Annotated in this window: 13 protein-coding genes; 9 read left to right on the top strand and 4 right to left on the bottom strand. The window is 37.8% G+C overall.

Features of this window, described 5'->3' with window-relative positions; all coding sequences use genetic code 11:
* Nucleotides 1-25: 25 nt before the first annotated feature.
* Nucleotides 26-1,018: an L-glyceraldehyde 3-phosphate reductase gene (gene mgrA, locus JL001_RS19505; protein ID WP_200979195.1), complete on the bottom strand. Its 993-nt coding sequence runs from the start codon at nt 1,016-1,018 to the stop codon at nt 26-28.
* Between the two features lie 385 nt (nt 1,019-1,403).
* On the opposite strand from mgrA, the gene JL001_RS19500 reads away from it, so the two are divergent.
* The 8 genes from JL001_RS19500 (at nt 1,404) to JL001_RS19465 (ending at nt 11,096) form a co-directional block, all read left to right on the top strand.
* A complete protein-coding gene (locus tag JL001_RS19500; protein WP_200979193.1) occupies nt 1,404-1,832 on the top strand; it encodes a hypothetical protein in 429 nt (142 codons plus the stop codon).
* Nucleotides 1,833-2,487: 655 nt separating this feature from the next.
* Entirely contained in the window at nt 2,488-2,742 is a 255-nt protein-coding gene (locus tag JL001_RS19495) for a hypothetical protein (protein ID WP_200979191.1), read from the top strand.
* Nucleotides 2,743-2,972: 230 nt separating this feature from the next.
* Complete coding sequence (locus JL001_RS19490; RefSeq protein ID WP_200979189.1) at nt 2,973-3,656, top strand: haloacid dehalogenase type II; 684 nt, start codon at nt 2,973-2,975, stop codon at nt 3,654-3,656.
* A 356-nt stretch (nt 3,657-4,012) separates the two neighbouring features.
* Entirely contained in the window at nt 4,013-4,588 is a 576-nt protein-coding gene (locus JL001_RS19485; RefSeq protein WP_200979187.1) for a TetR/AcrR family transcriptional regulator, read from the top strand.
* A 110-nt stretch (nt 4,589-4,698) separates the two neighbouring features.
* A complete protein-coding gene (locus JL001_RS19480; protein ID WP_200979185.1) occupies nt 4,699-6,033 on the top strand; it encodes a TolC family protein in 1,335 nt (444 codons plus the stop codon).
* Nucleotides 6,034-6,055: 22 nt separating this feature from the next.
* Nucleotides 6,056-7,180, top strand: coding sequence for an efflux RND transporter periplasmic adaptor subunit (locus tag JL001_RS19475; protein WP_200979183.1), 1,125 nt, complete (start codon nt 6,056-6,058; stop codon nt 7,178-7,180).
* Nucleotides 7,181-7,200: 20 nt separating this feature from the next.
* Nucleotides 7,201-10,359 (top strand): efflux RND transporter permease subunit, encoded by a 3,159-nt coding sequence (locus JL001_RS19470; RefSeq protein ID WP_200979181.1) that lies wholly within the window; start codon nt 7,201-7,203, stop codon nt 10,357-10,359.
* A 353-nt stretch (nt 10,360-10,712) separates the two neighbouring features.
* Entirely contained in the window at nt 10,713-11,096 is a 384-nt protein-coding gene (locus JL001_RS19465; RefSeq protein WP_192011752.1) for a LytTR family DNA-binding domain-containing protein, read from the top strand.
* Here JL001_RS19465 and JL001_RS19460 read toward each other — a convergent pair.
* Complete coding sequence (locus tag JL001_RS19460; protein WP_200980564.1) at nt 11,093-12,316, bottom strand: S-adenosylmethionine:tRNA ribosyltransferase-isomerase; 1,224 nt, start codon at nt 12,314-12,316, stop codon at nt 11,093-11,095. The two genes, JL001_RS19465 and JL001_RS19460, sit on opposite strands and share 4 nt — an antisense overlap.
* Nucleotides 12,317-12,431: 115 nt before the next feature.
* Here JL001_RS19460 and JL001_RS19455 point away from each other — a divergent pair, with 115 nt between their 5' ends.
* Complete coding sequence (locus tag JL001_RS19455; protein WP_200979179.1) at nt 12,432-13,532, top strand: o-succinylbenzoate synthase; 1,101 nt, start codon at nt 12,432-12,434, stop codon at nt 13,530-13,532.
* A 57-nt stretch (nt 13,533-13,589) separates the two neighbouring features.
* Here JL001_RS19455 and JL001_RS19450 read toward each other — a convergent pair whose 3' ends face one another.
* Nucleotides 13,590-13,781 carry a cold-shock protein gene (locus JL001_RS19450; RefSeq protein WP_186756632.1) on the bottom strand — a complete coding sequence of 64 codons (192 nt, stop codon included), beginning with the start codon at nt 13,779-13,781 and terminating at the stop codon, nt 13,590-13,592.
* 317 nt (nt 13,782-14,098) lie between these two features.
* The gene (locus JL001_RS19445; RefSeq protein WP_200979177.1) at nt 14,099-15,241 is read right to left on the bottom strand and encodes a lactonase family protein; all 1,143 of its coding nucleotides are present in this window, start codon (nt 15,239-15,241) and stop codon (nt 14,099-14,101) included.
* Between the last annotated feature and the right edge of the window lie 345 nt (nt 15,242-15,586).

The following is a 15,586-nucleotide window of genomic DNA, read 5'->3' as shown; positions in this document are numbered from 1 at the left end:
TCCTGAAATAGGGAAGGCCTTGGTATTATCTTTTCAAGATATCTTCGATTTTATTTAACTCCTCTGTAGTAAAAGCTAGGTTGTCCAAACATTTTAAGGAATCCTCAAGCTGAGAAGTTTTACTAACACCAATCAGCACAGAGGTAACTCTTTCGTCTTTCAATAGCCAAGATAAAGCCATTTGCGCCAAACTTTGTTCCCTTTCCATGGCCAATTGATGTAAGGCCTTGATTTTTTCCAGGGTTTTTTCTGTTATATCCGATTTTTTGAGAAAACCATGGGATTTGGCGGCCCTGGAGTCCTGAGGGATACCTTTTAGATATTTGTCAGTAAGCATCCCTTGAGCCAAAGGAGAAAATGGAATACAGCCCACACCTTCAGTTCCAAGCACTTCCAGTAATCCTCCTTCTACCCACCGTTCAAACATTGAATACTTAGGCTGGTGGATAAGACAAGGGGTACCCAAGTCGCTCAAAATTTTGATGGCTTTTGCAGCATCATCTGCTTGATAATTGGAAATGCCAACATAAAGAGCCTTACCTTGCCGGACAATCAGGTCTAGCGCGGCCATCGTTTCTTCCAAAGGAGTATCTGGATCTGGCCTGTGATGATAGAAAATATCAACATAATCCAGCCCCATTCTTAGAAGGCTTTGATCGAGACTGGAGACCAAGTATTTTTTAGATCCCCACTCTCCATAAGGTCCTTCCCACATATAGTAGCCTGCTTTGGTAGAAATAACCATTTGATCCCGATATGTGGCAAAATCTTCTTTAAGGATTTTGCCAAAGTTCTCTTCAGCTGACCCTGGAGGTGGACCGTAATTATTGGCAAGATCAAAGTGGGTGATACCAGAGTCAAATGCCAGTTGCAAGATTTTTCTGGAGTTTTCCAATACATCTACATGGCCGAAGTTATGCCAAAGGCCCAGAGACAAAGCGGGCAACTTCAAGCCACTTTTTCCACAACGTCTATAAGTCATATTGTCATATCGTTGAGGAGAAGGTTTATAGGTCATAGTTTGATTAGGTTGGTTAATTTGAGATGAAATTCCAATATAATTAAATGACTTTGGATCACCTAAATAATTTTTTTTAGCCTTCTTTTCTTTAAATAAATGGTATAAGGCCAATCTGAAACTGTCTCTTTATAGTTTTGCTTTTTTATAAATTGACTTGGGAATAGGAAGAATTTTAAAAGTTAGGATTAAGTAAAGAATTTATATGAAAGATTTAAAAATATATTTAAAAAGCATTTTTCTATATAAAAAAATTCAAAAAGCTTGTGTGTTTAAAAATTATTCCTGATCTTAGAGCCATAGACAAACAGCAAATGTCAAAAGGATTAAAGGCTGAAGTGTTGTAAGAATTGTTTTAATATGTTTCATTTCAATTGAGAGCAGTATGAACATGGGGCAAAGTCAATTAGCTTCTGAAGAAGCGATGATTTTTAATAACCAAATAGGTGGAGAGAGGGGAGTTTTAGATTTCATGCCATCGATGGAGAAGGAATTTGAAAGGGTTGAACGGATTGTAGGGAAAGAATTGACTAGAGAAGCAGCTTACCACTATTATGACTTTTATGAAATGGCACATGCTATAAAGGCTCAGCTGAAAACTAGAAGTGGTTTTTGTTTTCGGGAGAGGAAGTTTAGCGAGGATAAGATAAGTCAAGGAGAAACTTACTTTAAAAAACTTGACAGAAAAAGTTTATGGAATATTTTACTTGATATAATTGATATTGACCAGATTAACCATGGTTTTTTTGAAAAGAAAATAAAGGATAAAACGGTCTTGAAAATTTTAAAAGCTTACAAAGATTCTTTTCGTTGATTTTTTAATATGTCAAACTTGGTGAAAAAAGGTTCAGGGATGTTTTCTGGACCTTTTTATTTTTTGCAAATGATTTTCAAATGAAAATTGTGACATTTAATTCTAGCTTAAAGGTAATTTTAAGATTATTTGTTAATTAAAGCCACTACCATATTTGCCTTTTCCAAGACCAGTGGCTTGACGCTAATTAACTGTTAAATTTATATTAAAATTCACTTTTTTTTAAATGGGTAAATTTACTTTAGGTAGGTACTGCTTTATGAACTTACGGATCTTATTGATGCGTTATTGTGGGTTTTAAATGCTTTTTATTGTAAATGAAAATACTGTTATTCGGGTATTTTTTTTAATCTAAAATTTTTTAAGTAATGTTGAAAACTACAATTTATGTGGATAAGTTGTTGATAAAAAGATTGTTATGCCTTTGTACTGCCTTTGGTTTTCTTGAATACAATCATTACATTTAAATAAATATAAGTTCTGTATAAAAAAGATACAGTTGATTAAATAATAACAATAAAAACTGCACTGAGTTAGGAATTTTGTAAAAGTGAAATGTATCAGTTAATAAAAAAGAAACTGGTTGTTTAATTTTGAATGTCTTTGCCCAATAACCGAGAGTTTAACCCTAATTATTTATTTAAATTGGACTAATATGTTAATTACATCCACCAATGGATTTATTTCGGTTGTCAATAGTAATGCCGACATAGATCATCTTGTAGTAAGGGCTAAGTATAAAAGTGACCTGTCAAGATTATTTGACGAAAGAAGAATTCAGCCCATAGAACATGAGGTTTTTAGATTTGGTATTTCAATATGTAAGCAGGAATTTGCAGATACTTTGATAAAAATGATCAAGTGTATAGATTATACCAATTTTGAAACACCAATGATAACCATTGACTAAATCGAAACAGTATCGAAAAAATATTACTTTATAACCAAAATAATAACCTATTTTAACATAACATACTCCTGTAACTATTTAAGTTACAGTGTGGATGATTTATGCATTTGAAATCTGTATGGTAAGAGGTGAGATTTATTAAAACAAATCTTAGATTTTTTGTGAAAAGCCTTATTTTTAGTTAAATGATATCTGACCTGAAATTTCTTTAACTTTTAATTCTTTAAGGTATGAAAATCTCACTAGCGTTTGATGTGCATGGGACTTTAGTGGACGCTTCCAAGATTTTGGAACCATTGGAAGATGCTGTAGGAGAGATAGCCTTTGATATGCTTCAAACTTGGAAGTATAAACAGAGAGAGTATGCCTTTAGAAGGAGGTTGATGGAAAACGATGTGGATTTTTCGGTTTGTTCCAAGCAAGCGCTTGACTTTTCATGTTTGCACCACAAGGTTAACCTTAGCACTAAGCAAAAAGAGGGAATATTGGATTATAGCAAAAGATTGCCTGCTTTTCCAGAAGTAAAAAGGGCTTTGGAATCATTAAAAGATCGTCAGTTTCGTTTATTCGCTTTTTCCAATGGCCCACAAAATGAAGTGAGACTACTGCTAAAAAATGCAGGTTTGGCGCCTTTATTTGACAATATATATAGTGTGGAAGGAACAAAGACTTTTAAGCCTGATCCGGCCGTATATGAAAGTTTTCTTAGACATAACCATACTGGTCATCAGTTTACCTGGTTTATTTCCGGAAATTCATTTGACATTATAGGTGCGAAAAATGTTGGGCTAAAGGTGATTTGGGTACAACGTTCCCCTGAAATTGTTTTGGACCCATGGGGGATAGAACCGGATCAGGTTGTGAAAGATTTGACTGGCTTGCTTCCTATATTTGAGCAAAAAGTGAAGAGCTGATTTCTCAAAAATAAGATTTTTTATAACTGCTGGGTAAAAGATTATAAGCGTTTGAAGCAATAATTTTAAACTTGGAATTTTTACTAAGTGGTTTTGGTTATGCTTGATTTTTTAAGAAGCTTTTTATGTTTATGCATTGGGATTGTTTTGTTATTTTGTGATAAAATATTTTTTATTTTTCTTGTGTTTATTGAAGTGTTTATAAATTGAATTTTTTGGATTTTTGATTGAACTAATTTATTGTTCTTAAAGTTACTTTCTCAAGTTCTGCTTTTGTAAATAAAAAATCCCTTGTGATGGAACTAATTTTTGATTTTAACGATTGAATGTTCATTCGGTTTTAGGGAATAAAAAGAATGAATAAAAAAGAACAGATATTTTCTGCCACGCTGGACCTTATTCGTGACCATGGCTTTCATGGATGCCCTATGAGCATGGTGGCAAAAAATTCAAATGTGGCAGCTGGAACGATTTATCATCATTTTGAAAATAAAGATGACTTGATCATGGAGCTTTACCATTATGTGATTCAAAAGCTTATTGATGTAGCAAATGAAAATGATGATCCTTCAATGGATTTTAAGACGAGGTTTATGAATTTTTGGCATGCCATGAAGGCTTTTTATTTACAAGAAAAGTCTGTTCAACGGTTTATCGATCAGTTTTTAAATTCTCCGTTTTATACAGAAGAAATCCAAACTTCGGACAATAAATGGCATCTATGGTTGAGAAGCTTTTTTGAGGATGGAATAAGAAGTGGAGAGCTGAGAAGTGGTGTGAGACCTGAGATTTTGGCCATTATGGTTCATGGAAGTATTATTTCATCAGTAAAAGTCAATTATTATCATTCAAAAAAGGTCAATAAGGACCAACTCAAGTTAGGAGTAATCGCCAATATGGTTTGGGACGGAATTAAAAAACAAGACGAGTAAACAAGAATAATGCCCAAAATCCCTCGATAAATCATTTAGACGATACAGTCAAAGTGCAGGTTTTCAGTTTTGTATAATCTTTATTTTAAGTGTTTTCAAGTTTCAATTTTATGAGAATGAGTAATTATGTGCTCTTGTGGGTGCTAGCAGGAAGTTTCTTTTTGCCACATGCCGTCTTTAGTCAAGATGTCATGGGTGACGGTAGCCAACCTGCGCTGACACTAGAGCAATGCATTCAGTATGCATTAAAAAATGGGCCTAACATGCAACAGGCCTTATTAGACCAGGAGATTGGAGATAGGGAGATAAAGTCCAGCTTGTCCGGATGGTTCCCACAGATATCGGCCAGTGCTTCTGGTACCAGAAACATCAAATTGCAGCAGCAGCCCATTGGAGGGGAGTTGATCACCTTCGGGCAACGGTACAATTCCGGAATACAGTTCCAGGTGGATCAGAATTTGGTCAATAGGGATCAGATTTTTGCTGGCAGGACCTCCAAGTATGTCAAGGACCAGTATGAGCAGAATGCAAAAAATACCGAAATCGCCACTGTGGTAGATGTGAGCAAGGCCTATTACGATATTCTCCTTACCTATGAACAATTAAAAATCTTGAAGGAGAATTTGGTGAGACAGCAAAAGCAGTACAATGATGCCAGAAGCAGGTTTGAATCTGGTTTGGTGGACAAGACGGATTATCAGAGAGCCTTGATCACACTTTCCAATGTGAAGAGTGATCAAAAAAGAGCGCAAGAAAGTGTACAAGCTAAAAAAGCGTATCTGAAACAATTGATGGGATACCCGCTTGATTTAGATATTGCTTTAAGCTACAGCTATGAGAAAATGCAGCAGGAGGCTCTTATGGATACCACTCAAAACCTACTTCCAGAAAATAGGATTGAGTACCAACAGATCATGACTGAAGAAAATTTGGCACAAATGAATACAGGTTATCAGAAGTGGGCTTATTTACCCACTTTATCGGCCAATTACAATTATAACTGGTTGTATTTCAATAACTCTTTTTCTCAACTGTATGATCAGAGCTACCCTACATCAGCCATCGGGTTGACCTTGTCATTGCCTATTTTTCAGGGAGGGAAAAGACACCAGGATATAAGAATTGCTGAGCTACAGCAGGAAAAAGTTTTTGTGGAGAAAACTAATCTTGAAAAGCAGATCAATACGGAATATCAGACAGCACTATCCACCTATAAAAGTAACCTCTATGAGTGGAGAACGATCAAAACCAATATGGACCTGGCGCAAGAAGTCTATGACATCATTAAGCTACAATACGATGAAGGGATCAAAGCTTATGTGGAGCTAATTGTGGCGGAGACTGAATTGAGAACGGCCCAGTTGAATCATTACAATGCCATGTTCAATTTACTGTCCAGCAAGATAGATCTTGACAGGGCTTTGGGAAATATAGGAAATAACTAATTGGAATTTAATTAAGCGGGAAATGAAAAAGTTTTTATACGCAGTTTTAACGGCCGGTATCGCAGGGTTTGTGAGTTCTTGTGGATCAGAGGCCAATACTCAGGCTAGCCGCCAGCCAGGAGCTGTTGCGGTTAAGGCAACAACAGTAAAAAGCGAACATGTAACGGGACTGGATGTTTATCCTGGTACGGTGGTTCCATTAAACGAAATTGAAATTCGTCCTCAGGTGAGCGGATACATTAATAAAATCTTTATCAAGGATGGACAAGAAGTAAACAAGGGACAGAAACTGTATGAAATCGACAGAAGTAAATACCAAGCGGCTTATGAACAGGCCAAAGCCAATTTAAAAAGTGCGAAGGCCAACCTTGTTAGGGTAAAGAGAGATTTGGAGCGGTATGAAGCCCTTGACGCGAAAGAGGCCATTGCCAAGCAACAGTTGGATTATGCAAAGGCTGATATTCTAACTGCAGAATCTCAGGTTGCTTCAGCAGAGGCACAAGTGAAAAGTACAGAGACAGATTACAATTATTCAGTAATTACAGCTCCCTTTGCAGGCACTGTTGGAATTTCACAAGTGAGACTTGGGGCTCAGGTTTCTGCGGGCCAGACTCTTTTGAACTCTCTTTCATCAGATGACCCTGTGTTGGTGGATTTTGTTATCAATGAAAAGAGCATCAGAAGATTCAGTAAAATGATGAAAGATGAAAACCTTCCAGATTCCACTTTTACCATCAGGTTCAATAAAAACGATGTTTATGGACATCATGGAATGCTGACAACAATAGATAGGGCAGTAGGAAGGCAATCGGGCACCATCAATTTGCGTGTTGAGTTTCCAAATCCGGAGAAAGAGCTGGTTCCTGGAATGACTGTGAACCTTCAAGTGCTTAACCAAGATATTGGAGAACAAGTGACCATTCCTTTTAAATCTGTCACTGAGCAAATGGGAGAGTATTTTGTCTACGTGATTGACAATGAGAATACTGTTCATCAACAAAATATTGTTTTAGGGTCAAAAGCGGGAGCTGACATTGTGGTAAGAGAAGGCTTGAAACCAGGACAGAAAATTGTGGTTGAGGGAATTCAGAAGCTCCGCGAAGGGGCAAAAGTAAGTACAGAAGCTCCGGCCCAGCAAAGCAAGTAAACTCTCAAAGTAGAAATTTTATGATATCAGAAGTTTTTATTAAACGCCCGGTGACGGCGATGGTGATCTCTATAGTTATTTTGTTAGTAGGAGCCATCGCTATCGTCAATCTACCGGTAACGCAATACCCGGATATTACACCTCCTGTGGTGTCTGTTTCGGCCAATTATACAGGAGCGGATGCTCAGACTGTAGAGCAAACAGTAGCCACACCCATAGAAACACAGGTGAATGGTACTCCTGGAATGGCTTATATCAGTAGTACCAATACGAGTACAGGCCAAATGAACATGAACGTTACTTTTGATGTTGGGACTGACATTGACATAGCCACGCTTGATGTTCAAAACAGGGTGAGTATTGCTGAGCCTAGGTTGCCTGAAGCAGTAAAAAGGCTTGGAGTGACCGTTAGGAAAAGAAATCCAAGTATCATGATGGTGATAAGTATGTACTCACCCAATGGTACCCACGATACCAAGTTCTTGTCCAATTATACCAATATCTTTGTGAAAGATGCCCTTTTAAGGGTGAAAGGTGTAGGAGATATCAATGCAATTGGGCAGGATTTTAGTATGCGGGTCTGGCTCAAGCCAGATAAATTAGCGCAATACAATATCTCCACGGCAGAAGTCACTGCTGCTATCCAAGAGCAGAACCTTCAGGTGGCGGCTGGTACCGTAGGTGGGATGCCTCAATTGAGTTCCCAGACTTTCGAATACGCGATCACTGTAAATGGAAAGCTGGAGAGACAGGAAGAGTTTGAAGATATTGTTGTAAGAACCAATCCAAATGATGGATCATTGGTTTATTTGAAAGACATTGCTAGGATTGAGTTTGGTGAATTTGATTATGGTAGATTTTCAACAGTAAATGGCGAGCCCGCAGCTATTCTACTGGTTTATCAAGCACCAGGCAGTAATGCGCTTGAAACAGCGGAAGGAATTTATGCGGCTTTGGATGAAATGAAAGCTTCCTTCCCTGCGGATATGGATTATGTAGTGCCTTTTGAATCAGTTTCTGTGGTTCAGGTATCCATTGATGAGGTGCTCCATACCTTGGTAGAAGCCTTGATTCTGGTGATTATTGTAGTCTTCCTGTTCCTTCAAAACTGGAGAGCTACCATCATTCCGATTTTAGCTATCCCTGTTTCAATTGTAGGGACATTTGTGTTCTTTATTCCTTTAGGTTTCACGGTCAATACCTTGACAATGTTTGGATTTGTGCTGGCGATCGGTATTGTGGTGGATGATGCGATTGTGGTGGTGGAAGCTGCCCAGCATTACATAGACTCGGAGCGGATTTCAGCAAAGGAGGCAACCATGAAAGCCATGAAGGACATTACTGCACCAGTTATTGCCATTGCTTTGATTTTGGCGGCGGTATTTATTCCAGTGGGCTTTATTCCAGGAATTGTGGGTAGAATGTATCAACAATTCGCGATTACCATTGCGATTTCAGTATTGCTTTCTGCATTTGTGGCTTTGACCTTGACTCCCGCTTTATGTAGCTTATTGTTAAAGCCAATGGAGATAGATGAAAACTCCAAAGGCATCAACAAGTTCTTTTATAAATTCAATACGTGGTTTGCCAAGGTGACTTCTTCCTATGGAAATGGGGTAAAGAAAAGCATTAAAGCAACCCCATTGGTGTTGATCTTATTGGCTTGTTTATATGCAGGGACTTTTGGCTTGTTCCAGGCCAAACCAACTGGATTCTTGCCTACTGAAGATGAAGGTAGGTTGTTTATTTCCTTGGAGCTACCAGAAAGTGCTTCCACTTCTAGGACCAGAGCGATTATGGATGAAATGGTGGGGATGATTACCTCAACAGATGGTATCAGGAATGTAACTGGGATTGGTGGATTGAATGCTATTAACTTCTCATTTAAGCCAAACAGTGGTACTTTCTTTATTCAGATGGATCCATGGGAAGAAAGAAAAGACCCTTCTAAGCAATTATATGGTTTGATCGGCCAGTTACAGCAAAAGTTTTCAGCGATAAAGGAAGCAAACATTGTTGTAGTACCACCACCTGCCATACCTGGTCTTGGGCAGACCGGTGGTTTCAGTTTTATGCTTGAACAACGTGCTGGTGGAGATATCAAAGAGTTCGAACAAGTTTTGGGGCAGTTTTTGGGAGCAGCCAATCAGAGACCCGAAATTGCTATGGCTTATAGTTTCTTTACAGCAAAAACGCCAGGATATCATGTGACAGTAGATAGAGAAAAGGCCAAAAAATTGGGGGTAGCTGTCTCTGATGTATTCTCTACCATGTCCACTTATATGGGAAGCTCCTATGTAAATGACTTTACGAGGTATGGTCGAAACTTTAGGGTAGTGGCTCAGGCGGATACAGCTTATAGAATGGATATGACCGACTTAGAGCAATATTATGTAATGAACCGGCAAGGCGCATCGGTTCCCATGAGTGCTTTGATAAATTACGAAGTAGTGGAGAATGCTCCTGTGATCAACCACTATAATTTGTTCCGCTCAACGGAAGTAAACGGTAATGCGGCAGTAGGTTACAGTAGTGGGCAGGCTTTGGCTGCTTTGGAAGAAGTGGCTGCTGAGGTGCTACCTGCAGGATACGGATATGATTTCTCTGGTTTGAGTAGGGAGGAGTTGGCTTCCGGAAATACTACAGTATTGATCTTTACTCTATCCATCATACTGGTATCGCTTTTGTTGGCGGCATTGTATGAAAGTTGGTCGGTACCATTTTCTATTCTTTTAGCATTGCCTTTGGGGGCGTTTGGTGCGATTGTGGCGCTTACTTTCTTGCCTAAATTGGATAATAACGTTTATGCCCAGATTGGTTTGGTGACGTTAATCGGTTTGGCTGCGAAGAATGCCATTTTGATTGTGGAGTTTGCCAAAGAAAGAGTAGATAAAGGAATGCCTCTATTGCCTGCCACCATTGAAGCGGTTAAGCTAAGGTTAAGACCAATTGTGATGACCTCACTTGCTTTTATTCTAGGTGTAGTACCATTGGCATTGTCAAATGGCGCAGGTGCCGTCGCAAGACAAACTATTGGATGGACAGTGATTGGAGGGATGTTAGCAGCTACATTCCTAGCCATTTTTATAGTTCCTGTTTTATACGTGGTTATTACTAAAATAGCATATGGAAGCAAGAAGCTGAAAGAGCTAAAAAGCCAATATCAGCCTGAAAGTTAAAATCCCGTTTAATTTTTGATAGAATTCGGCCTGACCAATTTAAGGTGTCAGGCCGTTTTTTTGATTTTTATTAAAAAAAATGATTTTTAAATACATAAATATGTATATTGTGTTTATATTTATGTAAGTTTGTAAAGGAGGAGAAATTAAGATTATAAGGTCTAACATTTTTGAACCTGTTTTTGAATGAGAATTTGTAAAAGTAAATCAGGAAAGTTTTAATAATTAGAACCTCCTTTTGTAAATATTTAAGGATTAAATAATAAATAATATTATCAATTTAAGTTTTTAATGTACCTCTCCAACAAAACAAAATAACTATGGGAGAAACTATCTATCATCACGGGATTGCAATGAATAAAAAAGACTCAAAACTAGAGAACCACCACTCGGAACACGAAGAACTTTTGATCAAAGACGCTCTTTTTGTACGTGACAAAGGATGTTTACGAAAAGTAAAATTCAAAAACATTCTTTGGTTGAAGGGAGACGGTAATTACACTACCTTGGTCACTAAGGAAAAGGTTTATTCTCTTCGTAATATCCTGAAGGAGTTTGAAGCCATTTTGCCTGAAGATGAATTTGTAAGGATTCACAAATCTTACTTGGTAAGGTTGGATCGGATCACGACCATTTCACCGAAGGAAGTAACTATTGAGACTGAAAAAGTTCCTGTAGGAAGAACCTACTATCAGAAACTCATTCATGGGATCAATAAGTTGGGTGCCGGAGCTTAGGGTCTTTTATGGTTCCAAAGTAAACTGCTATCACCATAGCTCAAGAATCTATATTCTTGGGACAGGGCTTCTTTGTATATTTTATTCCATTGGTTTTTTGTAAATGCTGCGACTAACAATATAAGCGTGGATCCAGGTTGGTGGAAATTGGTCAATAATCCATTACAAACTTTGAACTCATAACCTGGCATGATGAAAATTTCTGTACTGCCCGTAATTTCATCTAGTTTTTCAGCCTCCATATGGTTTAGGATTGCGGTTAGGCTTTCTTTGAGAGAAGCAGCTTTGGTATGTTTTTCATAGGGGAATAATTTTGGGATGAGGAATTGCTTATTGTTATCGTTAAGCAATTTTACACCATACCAGTATATGCTTTCCAAAGACCTCATGGAAGTTGTTCCAACTGCTACTATATTGCCATTCTGTTGAAGGAATTTTATGATGTTTTCCTTACGGATTACCACTTGCTCACTATGCATAGGGTGATTGGATACGATTTCGTCCTTGATAGGCTGAAATGTGCCAGCACCTACATGAAGTGTAAGGTAATCCGTTTGGATACCTTTTTGCTCTAGGTTTTTTAAAACTTCTTCCGTAAAGTGAAGGCCGGCGGTGGGAGCAGCTACTGCTCCTTCTTTTTTGGAATACACAGTCTGGTATCTGGGCTTGTCAGCTACAGTTGCCTTTCTGTTCAGGTAAGGAGGAAGCGGGACTTCACCTGCTGCTTCTACAATGCTGGCAAAAGGAATGTGACTTCCATCCCAGGAAATTTCTACAGACCTTGATGCTCTATCGACCAGTTTAGCTTCAATTTTCACCTTTTGGTTGCTGACTTCAATTTCTCCAAGCAACAACTCATTATCTTTCCACTTTTTCAAATTACCAATCATCGCCTGCCAGATTACAGGGCCATGGTGAACCATGATGTCGTTGATGACGGTGCTTGGTGCTACGGGCTGCAAGAGAAAGATTTCAATTTTTGCTCCAGAAGTGCGTTGGAAAATCAATCTTGCAGGAATGACTTTGGTATTGTTGAAGACCATCAAGGTGTTTTGAGGCAAGAGTTCTGCCAACTCATAAAAGCGATGATGTTCGACATTCCCTGATTCAAAGTGGAGCAATTTGGAATGGTCTCTTTTTTCCAAAGGGAACTTGGCAATGCGATCATCTGGTAGTTCGTATTGATAGTCTGATAGTTTGATTTCTGGCCTGCTTTCCATGCGGTAAGTGTACTTCAATAAGATGGTATTCTTTGACAAGCCTAATGGGGAAATGTTTACTTTTCCTGTAGCTTTGTCTTTTCGGACTGCAAATATAAGTTTTTACGATTAGGAGATGAATAAAAAACTGGATAATACTGTCAAGGTCAAGTCAAAGTACTTAAAGCACACACTTGATTTTAAATTCGATGCAGGTACTTCCCGAGGGGTGTTGCGTAAGAAGAATTCATTTTTTATAAAAGTAACTTTTCCAGGAGATAAGAAATTGGAAGGTTGGGGGGAAGCCGGTCCACTTCCAAAATTAAGTGTGGATGATGTTTCGGATTTCGAAAGTATCCTGAAGGTTTATACAAATGGGTTGTCCGATAAAGAAATTGACTGGTCTGAAGCTGGTATTCTTGAATTTTGCAAGGCTTATATAATGGATGCCCATCCGAGTATTCGCTTTGCTTTTGAAACGGCACTACTAGATTTGTTTCATGGCGGTAAAAGGCAAATATTGAAAAATGATTTTTACAGTCAGCATATGCCAATTCCCATCAATGGATTGATTTGGATGGGGGATGAATCATTTATGCTCAAACAAATAGAAGAAAAGCTGGAGCTTGGTTTTTCCTGTATTAAAATGAAAATTGGGGCAATTGACTTTGAGCAGGAATGTAGGCTGTTGGGTTTTATTCGGGAGAGGTTCACCTCAGAGCAAATTACTTTAAGGGTAGATGCCAATGGTGCCTTTAGCCCTCAGGAGGCAATGGATAAATTGGAGAGACTGGCAGAATTTGATCTTCACAGCATCGAGCAACCTATTAAAGCTGGCCAAAGGGATGAGTTGAAAAGGTTATGTAAAGAGAGTCCGCTGGATATAGCTTTGGATGAAGAACTGATAGGGATATACACTAAGGAGGATAGAAGAAAGCTTTTGGAGCATATCAATCCGCAATACATTATTCTCAAACCCACTTTGGTTGGAGGGATAAGGGATACCCGTGAGTGGATCAGTTTGGCAGAGAGCATGGGGATTGGCTGGTGGATGACCTCGGCCTTGGAAAGCAATATTGGACTGAATGCCATTTCACAATTGACAGCCAGTTATGATGTTTATATGCCGCAAGGCTTAGGGACTGGTCAGCTTTATCACAATAATGTAACGTCTCCACTTGAGATTGTTTCTGGCAAAATCCTCTATAATCCTTCAATGGCTTGGGGGAGTATATAAACAAAAAAGCTGCTTAAAATTTAAGCAGCTTTCGGTAATGTCATTAAATGCTATATGTTATGATAACTTTACATTCACTGCATTAAGACCTTTTCTTCCTTCTTTAAGGTCGAAAGTCACATCGTCATCTTCTTTGATTTCGTCTACCAATCCTGAGATGTGTACGAAATACTCTTTAGAAGATTCGTCGTCAATAATAAAACCGAATCCTTTAGATTCATTAAAAAATTTTACTTTTCCTGTGTTCATGATAATAATAATAAATGATAATAGAAATTAATAAGCCAAAGGTAGTGATAGTTTTTACATTATAAGCATCTCAAGAAAATATTTTTTCGACAAATAATGATAAAATAATATTCATAAAATATTAAGCTTACTGATTGTGCAACAGTATTTTATCTTTTGAACCCTTTTAAAATAATTTTTTATACTGTTTTTAATAGATAGATGGTAAATACGAGGTGTTAAATGTTTCATTTTACCAAGAATTACGAATAAGTTCATTATTTCTAAAATGGAACAACTAGCACAGTTTTTTGTTTCTATATTAAGTTGCTAGTTCATTACTTTGTCAGAAAGAAATAAACAGGCTTGTGAATGGTGAAAGCATTTCCTACTTGTTTGATGATGCCGGAATCTGGATTTCGCTCATAAGCTAAGATGGTATTGGAATTTTGGTTGGCAGCAAATAGGAATTTTCCATCATCTGATAAAGCAAAATTCCTAGGGGTCTCACCTCCAGAGCTAATAGTTTGTATTTTGCTCAATGTACCAGTGCTTGGGTCAACTTTGAAACCAATGATTTCATTGGAATCTCCCCTGTTAGAGGCATAAAGGAATTTTCCGTCCTTGGATAATCTGATCTCAGCTGCTCCCTTGGCACCGCTAAAGCCTTGGGGTGTCAAGGGATAAGTATCAACATTGGTGATTTTTCCATTTTCCATATCGTAGTCATACAAACCGACCTCGGAAGTCATTTCATGGATCAGGTAGATTTTTTTTCCGTTTTTATTAAAAACCAAATGTCTAGGGCCTGAGCCAGACTTTACTTCAAAAAAGGCAGGGGAAGAGGGGCTAAGTGGCTGTTCTTGGGAAGGGTCAAAATCATAAATGTTTACCTTGTCCGTTCCAAGATCACTGACGAACACTTGCTCGCCATTGGGATGAAAGACCAAGCTATGGACATGTGGGCTAGATTGTCTGTCTTTGTTAACACCAGAACCAGTATGCTTGATTTCTTGGGCGGCTTTATCCAAATTACCATCTTGGTCAATAGGGATTGCTACTAAATCTCCACTACCATAATTCCCCGCCAATACATAAGACTCGTCTGGACTTAAAGTGACATAACATGGCCCACTTCCTAAGGTAGAGCTAGTACTAATTAGTTTTGTTTCATTTTTGCTTGAATCATATTTGAAAGATCTAACACTGCCACCTTCTTCACCGCCTTCTTCTTGAACGGAAATAATCAAATCCCCTTTTTTATTGGTAATTACAAAAGATGGGTTGTTAATGTCAGATTCCAATAACAAAGAATCAAACTGGTAGTTATTAGGGTTAAAAGAGATCAGGTGAATTCCTTGCTCTGGAGAAGAGGTATAGGTTCCTAGCCAAAAATGAATAGAAGGGACTTGTGAAGCTTCGGCAACTTCATTTGTTTTTTCTTCATTGCTGGCTTTGCCACAGGAATATAGATTCAACATGATCAGGCAAAATAAAAGGGTGTAAAGTGATTTCACAATTTTCAATTTAAAGTTTAGTGAATGAAGTTAAGGAATATTTTCAGATTGGGGATAGATCAGTAAGGCATTAGAGTATAAAAGTGCATTGAATTAAAAACCTAAAAATGTTTTAGGACGGAATAAAAATGGATTTCTATAAATGTATAAAAAATGTTTTAAAATGAAGAATTATCTAAAAAATGGCTAGATTTTTGATTAATAATCAATGAAAACGCTGATTTTATGAATATTTCGCTGTAAATTGAGGTGTTTTTCATCAATATGTTTTTAATTCGACATATTTTGATTAATTTAAAATTTTAAATA

The organism is Echinicola sp. 20G (genome assembly GCF_015533855.1).
Classification (GTDB): Bacteria; Bacteroidota; Bacteroidia; order Cytophagales; family Cyclobacteriaceae; genus Echinicola.
The sequence above is the reverse complement of the archived record's forward strand: the minus strand, read 5'-3'. Positions and strand labels throughout refer to the sequence as shown.